General features: G+C 44.3%; 15 protein-coding genes. All 15 read right to left on the bottom strand.

Annotated features, from left to right (window positions below; genetic code table 11):
* Positions 1-440 precede the first annotated feature (440 nt).
* Complete coding sequence (gene era, locus BN1546_RS20480) at positions 441-1,343, bottom strand: GTPase Era (protein WP_090738726.1); 903 nt, start codon at positions 1,341-1,343, stop codon at positions 441-443.
* Positions 1,344-1,387: 44 nt separating this feature from the next.
* Complete coding sequence (locus tag BN1546_RS20475) at positions 1,388-1,762, bottom strand: diacylglycerol kinase family protein (protein ID WP_016324558.1); 375 nt, start codon at positions 1,760-1,762, stop codon at positions 1,388-1,390.
* Positions 1,762-2,259 (bottom strand): rRNA maturation RNase YbeY, encoded by a 498-nt coding sequence (gene ybeY / locus BN1546_RS20470; RefSeq protein WP_013372141.1) that lies wholly within the window; start codon positions 2,257-2,259, stop codon positions 1,762-1,764. The genes BN1546_RS20475 and ybeY overlap by 1 nt, the downstream gene beginning before the upstream one ends.
* Positions 2,260-2,314: 55 nt before the next feature.
* The gene (locus tag BN1546_RS20465) at positions 2,315-4,561 is read right to left on the bottom strand and encodes an HD family phosphohydrolase (RefSeq protein ID WP_090738725.1); all 2,247 of its coding nucleotides are present in this window, start codon (positions 4,559-4,561) and stop codon (positions 2,315-2,317) included.
* 95 nt (positions 4,562-4,656) lie between these two features.
* Positions 4,657-5,628: a PhoH family protein gene (locus BN1546_RS20460; protein WP_013372143.1), complete on the bottom strand. Its 972-nt coding sequence runs from the start codon at positions 5,626-5,628 to the stop codon at positions 4,657-4,659.
* A gap of 6 nt (positions 5,629-5,634) precedes the next feature.
* Positions 5,635-6,828, bottom strand: coding sequence for a sporulation protein YqfD (gene yqfD / locus BN1546_RS20455; RefSeq protein WP_090738724.1), 1,194 nt, complete (start codon positions 6,826-6,828; stop codon positions 5,635-5,637).
* On the bottom strand, positions 6,825-7,118 hold the full coding sequence (gene yqfC, locus BN1546_RS20450) for a sporulation protein YqfC (RefSeq protein WP_013372145.1): 294 nt from the start codon (positions 7,116-7,118) through the stop codon (positions 6,825-6,827). The genes yqfD and yqfC overlap by 4 nt, the downstream gene beginning before the upstream one ends.
* Before the next feature lie 341 nt (positions 7,119-7,459).
* A complete protein-coding gene (locus tag BN1546_RS20445; RefSeq protein ID WP_058829895.1) occupies positions 7,460-8,869 on the bottom strand; it encodes an amino acid permease in 1,410 nt (469 codons plus the stop codon).
* A 422-nt stretch (positions 8,870-9,291) separates the two neighbouring features.
* Entirely contained in the window at positions 9,292-9,870 is a 579-nt protein-coding gene (locus tag BN1546_RS20440) for a hypothetical protein (protein ID WP_058829896.1), read from the bottom strand.
* A gap of 44 nt (positions 9,871-9,914) precedes the next feature.
* On the bottom strand, positions 9,915-10,916 hold the full coding sequence (floA, locus tag BN1546_RS20435; RefSeq protein WP_016324559.1) for a flotillin-like protein FloA: 1,002 nt from the start codon (positions 10,914-10,916) through the stop codon (positions 9,915-9,917).
* A gap of 43 nt (positions 10,917-10,959) precedes the next feature.
* Positions 10,960-12,327 carry an NfeD family protein gene (locus tag BN1546_RS20430; protein ID WP_058829897.1) on the bottom strand — a complete coding sequence of 456 codons (1,368 nt, stop codon included), beginning with the start codon at positions 12,325-12,327 and terminating at the stop codon, positions 10,960-10,962.
* Positions 12,328-12,604: 277 nt separating this feature from the next.
* Positions 12,605-13,048, bottom strand: a complete 444-nt coding sequence (locus tag BN1546_RS20425) for a GatB/YqeY domain-containing protein (RefSeq protein WP_013372151.1) — start codon at positions 13,046-13,048, stop codon at positions 12,605-12,607.
* A 16-nt stretch (positions 13,049-13,064) separates the two neighbouring features.
* A complete protein-coding gene (gene rpsU, locus BN1546_RS20420) occupies positions 13,065-13,238 on the bottom strand; it encodes a 30S ribosomal protein S21 (RefSeq protein ID WP_005547957.1) in 174 nt (57 codons plus the stop codon).
* Between the two features lie 170 nt (positions 13,239-13,408).
* Positions 13,409-13,768: a histidine triad nucleotide-binding protein gene (locus BN1546_RS20415; protein WP_013372152.1), complete on the bottom strand. Its 360-nt coding sequence runs from the start codon at positions 13,766-13,768 to the stop codon at positions 13,409-13,411.
* A 162-nt stretch (positions 13,769-13,930) separates the two neighbouring features.
* Positions 13,931-15,274 carry an aminotransferase-like domain-containing protein gene (locus tag BN1546_RS20410; RefSeq protein WP_090738723.1) on the bottom strand — a complete coding sequence of 448 codons (1,344 nt, stop codon included), beginning with the start codon at positions 15,272-15,274 and terminating at the stop codon, positions 13,931-13,933.
* Between the last annotated feature and the right edge of the window lie 78 nt (positions 15,275-15,352).

Genomic DNA, 15,352 nt, shown 5'->3' with positions numbered 1-15,352 from the left:
ATGAAATAAATGGATTACGTTGAAAAAGGCTACTGTGTACGGTCTGGACACCGCTTCGCAAATGATTTGATCTTACGATCGCTGTTACCCCTGAATTTATTTTATCCAATGAGAAAAGGAGTAAATTCAGGGGTAAAGGCGAACGCTGACGCTTCTTCAGATTCAAATCCTTCGCTCCGCTACAACGTGTACGCAGTTATAATAACTCTTTTAAAAGCACTCCTTATTTCATCACTGGAAGAAAAGGGTAGGTATAACGAGAAGTTAAGCGCCGCACAAGAGCGGCGCTTGGAATGACCGAAAGATTTAATTCATACGTCAGTGGTAGAGTCGGACGGCTTTTTTATGATGCCTACAACAGCTATACATATTGATTAATATCAATTTTAGTCTGTATAATCCTTTGACAACCAAAGTGATCGTAGATATGATATCTACTTTTAGGCGTCGCGATGGAAGCCCAAGTCACGAAGGACACGTTCCTGGTTACGCCAGTCTTTTTTGACCTTAACCCAAAGTTCCAGGAAAATTTTGGAGCCTAGCAAGTTTTGGATATCTTGACGGGCTTGTTTGCCTACCTCTTTGAGCATGGCTCCCTGTTTGCCGATAATGATTCCCTTTTGGGAATCACGCTCTACAAAAATAACCGCCATAATATGCACTACACCATTCTCCTGCACTTTCATATCTTCAATCATAACCGCAATAGAATGAGGTACTTCCTCACGTGTCATGTGCAAAATCTTTTCCCGTACCAGCTCAGCAATGACAAACTGCTCTGGATGGTCGGTAATTTGGTCATCAGGGTAATATTGCGGACCTTCTGGCAAGTATTTTTGAACCTGATCCAACAGGGTATTTACATTATTACCCATTTTGGCCGAGATCGGTACAATTTCCGCAAAGTCATACAACTTGCGATACTGCTCAATTAGGGGCAACAACGCTTCCGGCTCTATACGGTCAATTTTATTCAATACCAATATAACTGGTGTTTTTACTTGTTTAAGCTGTTCCGCAATAAAACGGTCGCCTCCGCCTAAACCTTCAGCAGCATCAATAAGAAAAAGTACCGCCTCTACTTCACCCAACGTATTAAAAGCGGTCTGATTCATATAATCGCCTAGCTTTGACTGGCGCTTGTGAATCCCCGGTGTATCCAAAAATACAATTTGTGAGTCCTCTGTGGTATATACGCCGTGAATTTTATTCCGTGTCGTTTGGGGCTTGTCTGACATGATGGCAATCTTCTGCCCAATGACATGGTTCATCAATGTTGATTTTCCGACATTGGGTCTGCCAACAATTGCGACAAAGCCGGATTTAAAGTGTTTCTTAGCCATTTTATTTCCTCCAGCGCGATTAAGCACCTAAATTTTATTTTTCATTAAAGCAGCTGACTCATTAACGTCAACAAGGGTCTATAAAATACAAATATGCCAATAATTACAGCAAAAACCGCTGCCAGGAGCACGGCTCCGGCGGCGGTGTCTTTAGCCGCTTTGGCCAGCGGATGAATATCAGGTGAGATTAGATCCACCGCTGCTTCAACAGCGGTGTTGATCAGTTCGGCTACAATGACTATGGCAATGGCCAAGCACACGAATAACCAGTCGAGCCGGGAGATGCGCAGAGTTAGACCTGCTACAATGACAAGAAGCGCCACAACCACATGTATCCGCATATTTACTTGCGTACGCAGGGCGTATATCACGCCTTCTGCGGCATAGCGAAAGGTCATTCTCCAAGGCTGACGTCTCATTACCGTGTCAACCCCACTTGAGCCAGCACAGCTTCCTGCTTACCCATCATTTCAGCCTCACTTGCATCGTCCTGATGATCATAACCTAACAGATGCAGAAAACCGTGGACAAACAAAAACCCGATTTCACGCTCAATTGAATGTCCATACTCTTCGCTTTGAGCTTGCGCTGTCTGTACAGAGATAATAATATCCCCCAGAACATCCGGTACATCATTTAATGGATTATCTTCCGTCGGTTCGTAGATAATTTCAAGCTCTTCATCCAGTGTTTCCTTCATAGCAAAAGACAACACATCAGTGGGACGATCAATACCGCGATAATCCCTGTTCAACTCATGAATTTGATCATCATTCACGAAAGTAAGGGCAACCTCACCGTCTGTAACCCCTTCCGCTTTGCCTGCCTGCTCTAATAAGGTGTTCAGCAGCGTGATCAACGATTCGTTAATTACCATATCGTTTTGTTCATTATTCCAAGCTAATTGAAGACCCATGCCAACCGCTCCTTTTAATTCTAATGCTTTAGCTGTGCTTCATGCACAAGTAATACTAAGCTTTTCCACTTTCGGGCTTAGGTCTTTCCTCTGGATATTCAATACGGGAATGAAAAATCCCCATTACTGTTTCCTTGAGAGTTTGGGCCACGATATCAAGCTCCCTCATGGTCAGTTCACAGGCGTTAAACTGGTGATCATCAAGACGGCTCTTAATAATTTTCTCAATCATAGATTCTACCTGCTCCACCGTAGGTTTTCGCAAGGAACGAACTGCTGCTTCCACGCTATCAGCAATTCCTACTACAGCAGCCTCTTTCGACTGAGCCTTCGGTCCCGGATAACGGAAATCATCCTCCGTGAAGTCAGGCTCCACTCCCCGCTCTTCCGCCTCACGCAATGCCTTGTGGTAAAAATAATGCAGGAATGTCGTTCCGTGGTGTTGTTCGGCTATATCACGAATCGGCTTGGGTAGCTTGTAATCCAATTGCATTTCCACACCGTCACGAGCATGGGCTATAATGATGGATTTACTCAGCTTGGGCTCTATTGTATCATGCGGATTTTCCATCCCATTTTGATTTTCAATGAAGTACGAAGGCCTTTTGGTTTTACCAATGTCATGATAATACGAACCAACCCGGCACAACAACCCATTTGCTCCTATAGCCTCCGCTGCGGCCTCCGACAGATTACCTACCATTACGCTATGATGATATGTGCCAGGAGTCTCGGTAAGCAGCTTGCGGAGCAATGGGTGATTGGGATTTGACAATTCAACAAGCTTCAGTGCAGACAAGATGCCAAAGGTGGATTCAAAAAATGGCATTAGCCCTATAACAAGGATCGCTGTAACCAGACCGCCTGCAAAGGCGAAGGCTACCCCATAGAGTGTCGTTGTTTGAGTCCAGTTCCCTTGGTCAATCAGAGCCAGAGAAAAAACAGCCAGAGCCCCGAACAGGCATACCATGATAGCTCCCTTGAACAGCGTTGAACGCTGGCTGGCCCGGTGGGTGGAAAAAATCGACGCCAGACAGACCACAAGGGCAAAAAATCCAAAATTAAAATCAAAAATCTGTCCCTGACGGACATTCAAAATAACACTTGCCAATATACTGAATATAACGGCACATACGAATGCCAGCGACATGTCAAGCAACAGCGTTACAAGCATAGCTCCAAGAGCGATAGGCGCCAGATAACCGAGATAGGATCGTTCACTAGTCTGCAGTATAGAAATTAACAGCATCGCCCCCACTGTAATCACAAAGATTAACACCAGCATGAGCAACTGTGCATTATTATACTTGAAGTTTCGTGTTCGTGATTGAAATTGACGAATATACATAAACAGACCCAATGCCAGCATCATAGACAACATCAGCAGGCCGAATTGTGGCCAATAGTTGATTTTATCCTTGAGCAGCTCGTTCTCATCAAGCAGTGTATAGATTTCCTGGGTAATAATCTCACCCTTTTTAACGAGCACTTCACCCTGTTTAATGTAAACTGTCGGTGTATCTTCACGAGCCTGTACTTTAGCGTCCTTCGTAGCTGTATCATCATAAAACTTGTTGGCTGTAATCACAAGCCTTGCAAGTTCCTGAACAACCTCCCGGGAGGTACGTTTGGTAAGCGAGCTTGTACTCACGCGCTCAGCTACCTTGGCTCGGGCAGTCTGGGCATCCGTAATTTGATCATTCATCAACCCTGTCACAATCTCACGGGCTACGGGCCGCATTTCGGTAATATCCTCAGATGTAAGTCGCGGAATTTTGATGTATGTCTCCTCTGGGATTCGGTACGTTTGCTCTTTCGTTTTTTCCAGTACCTCATCCAGCAACTTATCTGGATAGGCATCCGCATTACGGCTGTTGTTCACAAAATTTTGCACGAATTCCCGTGCACGTTGAGGAATCTCATCCTTATAAATCGAAATCTTGTCCGCTCTGGAGACCTGATCATCCTGATTTAGCCGTTCAATTCGATCCAAAATACCGGTAATCAGGTTATCGTTGCGGATCGGTACAATGGTATACATAGGCTGCACGCGCTCAGCAGATTCCTCTTGGGCCTTCAAAGTCGCCTTACTGTTAGGAAGCTGCATTGGAGCGACAATTTCCTTTTCACTCGGTTGATTCACCCGGATGTCATAGCGTTCGGGAAGCAGCTTGGATGCAAAACCCACATAAAAAAGAACCACCAAAAATAAAAACAGAAGATAGCGTGTCGCCACGCTATACTTCCATCCATTCATTCTATGCTGGAACGTTTTTCCTTTAGATAATTCCTTCGAGGTCATCTAAAACAATCCCTCTCCATCATCTTTTTCAAGGCAGCTATGCTGCTCATTGTATTCGTTTTCTGATCATACACACTATACTCGTGCTTAAGGGCTTATGCTTGATTTTCAGCAACACGGTCATAAGCGACGATGATTTTTTGAACCAGGGAATGACGAACAACATCCTCTTCCGCAAACTGGACAAAGCCTATTTCGTCAATCCCTTTTAAAATCGCATTCGCTTCAATCAGACCGGATTTTTTGCCACGAGGTAAATCAATTTGCGTAACATCGCCGGTAATAACCATTTTGGAACCAAAGCCAAGTCGAGTCAAAAACATTTTCATTTGCTCCGGTGTAGTGTTTTGGGCTTCATCCAAAATAATAAATGAGTCATCCAGCGTACGACCCCGCATATAAGCCAGTGGCGCAATTTCAATCAACCCGCGCTCTAGCGCTTTCGCCGTCTGTTCTGGCCCCATCACATCGTATAGGGCATCATACAGCGGGCGTAAATATGGATCAACCTTTTCCTGTAAATCTCCAGGCAAAAAGCCCAAGTTCTCACCAGCTTCCACCGCAGGACGAGTCAGTACAATACGCTTGACTGAACCTTCCTTCAGAGCAGCTACGGCCAGCACTACAGCCAGATAGGTTTTACCAGTACCCGCTGGGCCAATCCCAAATACAATATCGCGTTTCTTAATCGTGGTTACATAGTGCTTCTGTCCAATTGTTTTGACACGAATCGGTTTGCCCCGAAACGTCGTCGTAATTTCTCCCTTGAACAAATCAAGCAACTGATCAGCGCGCAGATCTTTTGCCAGCTCAATCGCATAATGGACATCCCTTTCGGTCAGTATATACCCATTACGAATTAACTGGAGCAAAACATCGAACAATTGTTCGAGCACTTCTACTTCGTGAGCATCACCAAAAACATTAATTTCTGCCTCACGAGATGCTATTTTTGCTGGAATAGCTGCTTCGATCAATTTTAAAAAGGAATCCTGCGGGCCGAATAACGCCTGACCTTCTCCCGCACTGTTCAATGCAATTTGTATGCTGCGTTGTTGTTCTGCCAAATAGCCTCATTCTCCTTGGTTATGAACTAACGGAAGTTCTTCCGCAATATCCTGTTCCACTTCAAAAAGTACTTTCATATAAACTTTACCATTCTCTCTCTTCTCATGCAAAATTTTTTGGCTCATTATTTTCGTTCCTTTGCCGTATTTAGCTAAAATATCCGCGCGTGCGCCTTCTATTCCTGACATTTTGGCTTCTGTTTCCGTTAACTTCTGCTCTTGTATCTTTGTCTCCCTCACACTTTCATTCATCCAACCCATCGGAAGTTTGTAAGAACGCCATGTTAGCGGATCATGCTCAACGGTTGTTTTATGTGTAGAATAAGGTATTTTTCCATAGCCCCACAATTGTATCGCACGGTTGCCTAGCACCAGATACAAGCGATCGTGACTATTACCTGTATATGTGCTGCTGCGTCGTACCATGGGACTACTAATTTCATATTCATGCCACACAAGCCCCTTAATCTCTCCTTTGGCTACGACCTGTTGCTGATTCTCCTCATCTCCAAGCGTTCCTGAAATGAGAATAGCTCCTTTTTTGACCCGCGTATTTTTATGCACAACAGGACGACCCTGCTCGGCAAAAATTTCAGTGACCACCGCGTCCGCCTTGCTGATAAGATGACGTGGACTGTAGAGCGACGGGGGAGTAGGCTGTGAAGCTTCAACAACCTGAATTGTCACTAAGGTCCCCTGCCTTTCCACACCGATCCAGGATGCCTCTGGAAGCTTCTGCATGAGTGCGCGTGAAAGCTTGTCCTGGCTGGAAAGACGAAAGCTCCATTGAAACGGATAAAGCCCCTCCTGTCGGGCTGCTTTCAGAATAGATTCCGTTGGGAGCTTATCATTCCCCTTCACTTCAATGTCCCAGATGAGCGATGACATCAGCAGGAGGCCTATCCAGAACAAGGCCAGTCCTGCGAGAAAAAATTTACGTTTGGCGAGTCGTACTGCAGTGAAGGGAAGTCCTTGACGCTTGAGAACATGCATTTTGCAGCCTGTCCTTCTCAAAAGCGGACGCAACAGGAAGACGTGCGGCAGCAGAAGGTTCATTTCTGCATGTCTAGTACCCATTGGCCGCACGTTCCAAACAGGTATATGATGATCAGTGAGTAAATTAATGAAAGCTTCCACACTTTCGCCCTCGACAGCTAGGGTAACCGTGCCACGCAGCTTTGCTAAAGCGGGATGTTTCACGAGCCTTCCTCCGTTCCTTCCATTTGAATATCCGTAATATGTCCCTCTACACTTACCTGGTCTGGCAGGATAGACGTAATGATTAGATCATGGCCTGACACTCTTAGTCTGCCTTGAGCAAGTGCAAGTACGAGTTGATCTGGCGTGAAATCCACCACACCCCGGTGATTCTCTACATAAAGCTGGCGGCTGCCGATGAGGGTTAACCGCGGCAGATCAAATAGAATGTCCTGCGGAAGCTCCAACGTCTCGCTGGCCCACTTTCGCAGTTTGCGGCTCATCCGGCTCATACGGCGAAATCTCCTTTCCTGTCATCAAAATAACTGTTATCCAACGGCAAATAATTATTTTGATGGCAGCTATGCTGCTTTTTTTAATCGCTTGTTATTACCATTCGGTTTCATCCTATGTCTCAACCGTCACTGGACGCTGTTACACCAGCGTCACAGATATCTGTACTGTACATTTTATGATCCAGTCATCGCATTTATGAGGCTAAACTTACAATTCGTAGCAACTGCAATATTAAAGAGAAAAAAGACCGTAATTTCTAAAATTCACATAAAAAAAAAGACAATCTCGTTTTCATATCAAAACAAGGTTGTCTTTTTAATTTCACAGTATGAAATGGTTAGTTTTCGGAATCCTGATTCAAAAGCGAGTTTTTTCTGGAGTATAAAAAGTAAACGGCAATACCAATAACAAGCCAAATGATAAAACGAATAAACGTTTGACCATTCAGATTAAGAATAAGCACCCCACATGAAATGATAGCCAGAATTGGAATAAATGGAACCCCAGGACATCGGAAAGCTCTTGGCAAATCGGGTTGTGTTTTTCTCATCACTATGACAGCGACCGAAATCAGAATAAATGCTGATAAGGTTCCAATGTTCACCAAGCTTGCTAACTCATCCAGCGGGATCAACCCACCCATTAATGCAGATAAAGTACCAAAAAACAAGGTGTTAATATAGGGCGTTTTATATTTGGAATGAACCTTTGACAATACCTTAGGAACTAAGCCGTCACGTGACATCGCAAACATAATACGGGTTTGACCATATAGCATTACCAGCATGACCGTTGTCATCCCCAAGATGGCTCCAATATCCACAATACCCGCCACCCAGTTCTGACCGGCAACCTGCAAAACCAATGACACAGGATGGGAGATACCTTCAAATTGCATATACGGCACAATACCTGTCATAATCGCGCTAACGATCACGTACAAAAGCGTACAAATAGCAAGTGAGAAAATAATGCCACGCGGTAAATCACGAGCTGGATTTTTGGTTTCTTCAGCGGCTGATGAAACGGCATCAAAGCCAATGAAAGCAAAAAACACAAGGGCTGCGGCTCCAAACACCCCACTGAACCCAAATGGCATAAACGGTGTCCAGTTGTCTGGCTTTACATATTTAATAGCCACAATGATAAACAATAAAACGACAACAATTTTAACAATAACCATGATATTGTTAATTCGTTTGGATTCTTTTATCCCAAAATAAAGCAAGAACGTGATAGCCATCAAAATTAAAAAAGCTGGAAGATTAAAATAAGTAGTTTGGTCTTTTAAAGCTCCTGGCGCAGCAGTGAATTCAATCGGGATATGAAGACCAATTCCTTTCAAAAAGGATACAAAATAACCCGACCAACCTGCAGAAACAGCGCTGGCGGCCAACATATATTCCAAAATTAAATCCCATCCGATTATAAAAGCCAATAGCTCTCCCATCGTAGCATATGTAAAAGTGTAAACAGAACCGGATACTGGAACAGTGGAAGCAAACTCGGCATAAGCCAGTGCGGCGAATAAACAAGCGAGCCCCGCGATCACAAAAGACAATACCAAGCCCGGTCCAGCCGTAACTGCTCCCGTACCTGTCAAAACAAAAATCCCCGTTCCAATAATGGCTCCAATCCCAAGCATTGTTAAATCGAACGCACCTAATTCCCTTTTAAGCGCCTTTTCTCCCCGTGTAGCGGCGATCAGCTGATCAATATTCTTCTTTCTGAACAAGCTATTCCCCATCCATCCCATCCTCCTAAACATAAATTTTTACTTTTTGTATAACCCTGTAATATCACCTCGATATAAATCAAATTTTAGCTAAATATGGGGTAAATTTTCATAAGTTCTATCGTTGTGAACATTATATATAAAAAAGAAAAAATGAAAACTACTTTTGGTAAGCTTCGTTCACATTGTTACATTTGATCATTTTTCACGAATATATTTTCACAAATCAGATTCCAAATTAGACAAAATGCCGTCTTTTTAGATGACAGTAAATGTGAGAAAAATGTAGCATATATGAGATCTTCACATTCGCTGTCAGGTAATTAGAGCATTTGCCGTTAAGTCTTTTTTTATTCCAGCATGTTTATGTATCGCTAAAAACATCGTAAAAAAAGATCCGCCACAGCCAAAGCCGTGACGGATCTACAATTATTTTAACGTCTTCCTCCACCCATGTAACGCTTGGAACGCGGAGGCCCTAATATCTCTGCCCAAATCACACCTCTGCGTAGGTCAGTTGCATTCACTGTACCACTCTCTTGCGAAGTTTGCTCTAGCCCATCTGTAATTTCCTCCGAATCTTTCGCATTGGATATACGATCGAGACGGGCTAAAACCATCCTTCGCTCTTCTTCCATAATACGAATTCGATCCTCTAAAGTCGTACCGTTATCTAATGAATCTTGGTCCATCCGTTCTGCCTTTTCCAGCCCGTCTCCTACTTCTTCTATACGACGAGCTTCGATCACCGCACGTCGCTCATTAGGAAATTGACGTTGCAATTCTCCAGTAACATCTTGCTGACGTCGCTCTTGCTCAGGTTCCGTTGTGAAAGGTCTGGGCGAGGGCGAGGACCCGCGCGAACCATGATCACCACCAAAAGTAGGCATACCTTGCCGCCGGGGAGATTTCCGATCCCCGCCTTGAATGCTTTTCCCCAAGAAGGACACCAGCGCAAAGCCAATCACGATCAAGATATACAAATGGTCAAAGATCCAGCTGATAAAGTTCATCACTCACCGCCTAACTGCCTAATTCATAGGCTACGTCCCGTTAGTTAATCCCGGCTTTTGTTATCATTCCCCGAGTTCTCATTCGGTTTGCCTAAGGAACTACGCATTTGCGTATCTGCCTCAATATTTTTTAAATTCATATAGTCCATGACGCCAAGTTTACCGCTACGTAGCGCTTCAGCCATTGCCAGAGGCACTTCGGATTCGGATTCCACCACGCGTGCTCTCATTTCTACGACACGTGCCTTCATTTCCTGTTCCTGTGCTACAGCCATCGCACGCCGCTCTTCGGCTTTTGCCTGCGCAATACGTTTGTCAGCTTCCGCCTGCTCTGTTTGCAGGAAGGCACCGATATTTTTACCTACATCAACGTCTGCAATATCAATCGATAGAATCTCAAATGCTGTCCCTGCATCCAAACCTTTGGACAACACGGTTCTCGAAATGGAATCTGGATTTTCCAGCACGTCTTTATGCGAGTTACTGGAACCAACCGTTGTTACGATACCTTCACCAACCCGAGCGATAATCGTTTCTTCTCCGGCACCGCCGACGAGCCGATCAATGTTGGCACGCACCGTAACACGAGCTTTAACTTTCACTTCGATACCATCCTTGGCGACCGCAGCAACAATAGGCGTCTCAATAACACGCGGATTAACGCTCATTTGGACCGCTTGCAGAACATCCCGTCCCGCAAGATCAATCGCAGCCGCACGTTCAAATTCAAGCGGAATATTAGCCCGCTGCGCGGCAATCAACGCATTGATCACTCGGTCAACATTCCCCCCTGCGAGAAAATGACTTTCCAGCTGATTGATATTCAAGCCTAGACCAGCTTTGGTAGCCTTAATGAGGGGATTGACAATTCGGCTTGGCGTGACACGCCGCAACCGCATAGCTACCAGCGTAATGATACCGATCCGAACACCCGAAGCCAACGCCGAAATCCACAGCATCACCGGGAAGAAACTAAAAAACACGCTCAATACAATAATCGCTACTACGGCAATCAGCAAAATGCTGACAATACCCGATTCGAACACTCGCATCATCCTCCATTAATCTAATTCTTCGTTGTTAGCTTGCTTAGACACTTGCGTCTGCCTTGACCACAATTCGCCCGCCTTCTACTTTAGATACGATAATCGGCATATCCGGGGCGATAAACTCTCCATTCGTTACAACATCCACTCGCTCATCAGCGATTAGCACCGTTCCAGCTGGACGTAATGGGGTCAGACTGACACCCCTCTGACCTAGTAACGTTTCCCGATTCACAACCGAAGAAAACCCTTGGTCAGCCGTTAAACGTTCCTGAAGTATAAAACGGTTCCATATCCCTCGGTCCTTAAAGACAACTGCGATGATCGCCACCACGGCAACAGCCCCTGCAAAAGCAATCCCCAAAGATATAAACGCATGCTGCATGTTGTATGCTGCACGGACTACACCCGCGACAAGGCTGATGGAACCCAAAATACCCAGAATGCCAAAGCTTGGTATGAACATTTCAAGGATAAGCAGTGCCAGACCGATAATGAACAACAGCCACGTCTCCGAACCTGCAAAGCCAGCAATATAATTACCAAAGAAATACAAACCAAATCCAAGTACGCCCAAAATTCCCGGCACACCAAAGCCAGGTACAAGCAGCTCAATAACTACACCCGCGATACCAATAAATAAAAGCAAGGTCTGCACGATCGGATTGGTCAATATCTCGGCTGCTTTTTCAGCCCATGTGCGCTCCACATGGATTACATCATCTGTACTGTAGCCCATCCACTGTATAACTTCTTGTTCCGAAGATGCAATGTGATCCGCATACCCCAATTTCAGCGCTTCCTCACTGGTTAAAGAAATGATCTGGCCATTTTCCTTATTAAAGTTCATCTCCGGGATAGATACAGTCGTTTTGGAGTCGACCATGCCTCTAGCGATATCAGGATTGCGTCCGCCAGCTTCTGCGGCAGATGCCATGCTACTCTTCCACCAAGCTATCGTTTTGGGGTCTGTAATAGCATTCCCCCTGCCGTCTACTAACGCCGCTGCTCCGATAATACTCCCCGGTTTCATAGCAATCTTGTTAGCACTCAACGCAATATAGCTACCCGCTGAGGCCGCTTCACCCTTTATATAGGCTACGGTCGGAATAGGACTGTCTTTAATCAGTTTGCCCAGCTTTTCCGCTGTATCTACCCGTCCGCCAGGTGTGTTAATATCCAGTAAAATCAGACCTGCTTTAGAATCAACTGCTTCTGCAAATCCACGCTCCATAAATTTGCCCAGACCCTGTTCAATTTCCTGATCAACTGGTATAACAAACACAGCTCCACCCTTTGTTTGAGCCGCCGCTGATCCAGAATAAACTAAGGGTAACCACAGAACGGATATCATAATCCACAACGTTAAAAAGATCAATTTGCGGCTGGAGTGGTGATGTTCTCTATGCATTTCTTTCCCCCCTTTCGATCTCTCCTTGTTACAGCATACCAAACTTTGTTAGACAAACTATACAGTTTTCAGGATTTAATGTGAAATTATTGGGTATATTGCTAATCCTGACGCCTGTCAAATACTTTACGCCCCTAACAGGCATCACGTTTCACACAATCATAGAAAACGCCTTCATAAAGACGTCTTCTACCATTCTATTTCGGCAGGCATCACACGTATAGAAATAACACCCTCTGTGAACAGAGGGTGTTGTGTTTTCCTGTTTGTCGCAGGTTTATTGCAGAAATTGCTGAACCGCTTGGTTCACGAGCTTACCGTCAGCACGACCTTTTACCTTAGGCATCAAGGCCGTCATTACTTTCCCCATCTCGGCTTTCGAAGAAGCACCGGTTTCCTGGATGGTCTGCTGTACAATAACTTTAATTTCTTCTTCAGAAAGTTGTTCAGGAAGGTACTGAGCGATGATCTCTATTTCTGCTTTAGTGCTTGTCGCAAGTTCATCACGACCGGCTTTTTCAAACTCATGGAGGGCATCTTTTCGCTGTTTGATCTCACGACTCAGAATATCAAGCACTTCGTTGTCGTCCAAATTCCGTTTCAAATCTATTTCAAGATTTTTAATCGTAGAACGAACCATTCGAATGGTGGAGAGTTTGAACTTGTCCTTACTCTTCATTGCTTGCTTCATATCTTCGTTCAATCGTTCGCTCAAATTCATGATTACTTAGATCCTCCTAGAACTTTCTCTTACGAGCAGCCTCGGACTTTTTCTTGCGCTTTACGCTTGGCTTTTCATAATGCTTGCGTTTCTTCACCTCAGCCAATACGCCATCCTTAGCAATGGAACGTTTAAAGCGACGAAGTGCAGCATCAATTGTCTCGTTTTTGCGAACTTTAGTTTCAGACACCAGTTTTCCCTCCCTCCGACCAGACCGTCCAAGAGCAATAACACGGTTCATCAAATTTTATTATAGGTGAAACGGAAACCAGGTGTCAACCTATAAGAAAAAATGAGTACATAGAAGGAACCTTTTTTCCCGTCAGTTCCGCATTACTGAAAAGACTAGCTCTGTCATTTTTAAGAATGCGAGTCCGAAATACCTGTCAAGGCACCTAATTTGGCGCCGCCCAGCAAGTGATAATGCAGATGCCCTACCGCTTGTCCACTATCCGGGCCACAGTTGTTAATCAACCGATAACCAGACTCAGCAATCCCTAACTTTTTCGCAACCTCAACCGCAACACGATGGATCTCCGCGATAAGAGGAAGATCCTCCTCTGTTACAGCATTCATTGAAGGAATGTATTTTTTTGGAATAATGAGCACGTGTACTGGCGCCGCAGGCTGGATGTCATGAAATGCGAGCACATTGTCGGTTTCCAACACCTTTTTGCTGGGGATACTTCCATCTACAATTTTCAAAAACAGATCGTCCATTCAAAACCCTCCTTTGGCAGTGAGCCGATCATCAGCAATTATACACAAGCAGTCCTTGCTGTCGGCATTCAAAGTTATGTATTTTCCACACCAAACACAGGCATAACCAATCATAATTGGTTATGCCTGTGTTTCTATATGTATCATAACGGAAAATGGGGCTTAATACCAGTTTCCCTTACTAACTTCCTCTATTATAGATTTAACCCCTTGATCAATTTGGTCTGGCTGTGCACGCGAGATACTTATGCGCAAAAATTTTTCTTGTTCCCTGTAGCTTGATAAATAAAAGCCTTTGCCAGCTACAACCTTGATGTTTCTGACGTTAAGGCTGTGTACCAAACGTTCCAAATTCACCGTCCTCGGCAGCTTAAACTGCGTATAAACGCCTGAGGTTGCAGCTGGAGTTTGGATGTACCCGGTCTGATTGTATCGCTCCACCGCCTTGTTCAAAATACGAACGCGCTCCGAATATAGTTTGGATATCGTGTGTTTATGGCGTTCATACATTCCATTTTTAATATAGATATCAAGTGCTGCCTGAGACAAAATCGATGTGTCAACATATCTTTTATAGCTACTGAACGTCCTTAATAGGCTTTCTGGCAGTACCGCAACCCCTAATCGCAAGCCAGGGAAAATGATTTTGGAGAAGCTTTTCAAGTAAATAGTATGCTCTGTCTGATCGTATGCATAAATGGGATCAACAAGATGATCAACTCCCAAATCAGCCATATAGTCATCTTCTACGATGTACACATCATATTTGGCGGCCAAGGCAGCTATCGTTTTTCGTTCCCCCATGTTATATGAGATACCTAGAGGATTATGATACCTTGACATCGTATAAAAAAATTTGATGTTCTCCTGCTTAAATTGATTCTCCAACTCATGAAAATCCAGACCTTCCGCTGTCCGTGCAATCGTATTGACGGGTATGCTCTCTTCCTCCAAAAAACGCAAATAAATATCGTAGCTGGGCTGCTCGACCAAAATCTTTTCTTTGCCATTGGGAAACGACATTTTTGCGAGTATCTCTAATGCCTGTTGAACACCTGAAGTAACGATAATCCGATCTGTTTTTGCAAATACCTGAGTATCAGCCAAATGGGAGACGAGCGTATGTCGTAATGTTTCCAATCCTTGCGAATCCCCGTAAGTGAACAGATGATATTTGTAGGTATCAATAGCCTGATTTAGACAATGCTGAAAATCCAGATAGGGAAAAACATTTAAATCCGGGGATGCTGAAGCAAAATCAACGCAGTCTGAAATATCGCTATGGTGTACGTCGCTGGGATTTTCCACTACATAGTATCCGCTTTGCGGTATGGAATAAATGGCATGCTTCCTTTCAAGTTCAGCATAAGCTCGCAGAATTGTACTTTTGCTGCACTTGTATAGCTCCGAAGCATCACGGACCGATGGTAGCTTGTAACCAGATCTATATTGTCCCTCGCGAATTTTAAGCTCTATATCTAATAAAATTGAAACATATTTTTTCACGATATCCTCCTGTCTGTTCTGTACATCCTTTTACATGCTTATTCCTTCTTATGTTTCTGTACATGCTTGATGTTAACA

The organism is Paenibacillus sp. Mc5Re-14, from assembly GCF_001049835.1.
Taxonomy (GTDB): Bacteria; Bacillota; Bacilli; order Paenibacillales; family Paenibacillaceae; genus Paenibacillus; species Paenibacillus polymyxa_C.
This window is presented reverse-complemented; position numbering and strand designations above follow the sequence as displayed.

What these genes read in the sequence shown, in the direction of transcription:
- BN1546_RS20425 (WP_013372151.1), bottom strand. Translation starts at nt 13,048, where the DNA reads ATGAATTTGAGCGAACGATTGAACGAAGATATGAAGCAAGCAATGAAG.
- era (WP_090738726.1), bottom strand. Translation starts at nt 1,343, where the DNA reads ATGGCTAAGAAACACTTTAAATCCGGCTTTGTCGCAATTGTTGGCAGA.
- BN1546_RS20415 (WP_013372152.1), bottom strand. Translation starts at nt 13,768, where the DNA reads ATGGACGATCTGTTTTTGAAAATTGTAGATGGAAGTATCCCCAGCAAA.
- BN1546_RS20440 (WP_058829896.1), bottom strand. Translation starts at nt 9,870, where the DNA reads ATGAACTTTATCAGCTGGATCTTTGACCATTTGTATATCTTGATCGTG.
- BN1546_RS20445 (WP_058829895.1), bottom strand. Translation starts at nt 8,869, where the DNA reads ATGGGGAATAGCTTGTTCAGAAAGAAGAATATTGATCAGCTGATCGCC.
- BN1546_RS20465 (WP_090738725.1), bottom strand. Translation starts at nt 4,561, where the DNA reads ATGACCTCGAAGGAATTATCTAAAGGAAAAACGTTCCAGCATAGAATG.
- yqfC (WP_013372145.1), bottom strand. Translation starts at nt 7,118, where the DNA reads ATGAGCCGGATGAGCCGCAAACTGCGAAAGTGGGCCAGCGAGACGTTG.
- BN1546_RS20430 (WP_058829897.1), bottom strand. Translation starts at nt 12,327, where the DNA reads ATGCATAGAGAACATCACCACTCCAGCCGCAAATTGATCTTTTTAACG.
- ybeY (WP_013372141.1), bottom strand. Translation starts at nt 2,259, where the DNA reads ATGGGTCTTCAATTAGCTTGGAATAATGAACAAAACGATATGGTAATT.
- BN1546_RS20475 (WP_016324558.1), bottom strand. Translation starts at nt 1,762, where the DNA reads ATGAGACGTCAGCCTTGGAGAATGACCTTTCGCTATGCCGCAGAAGGC.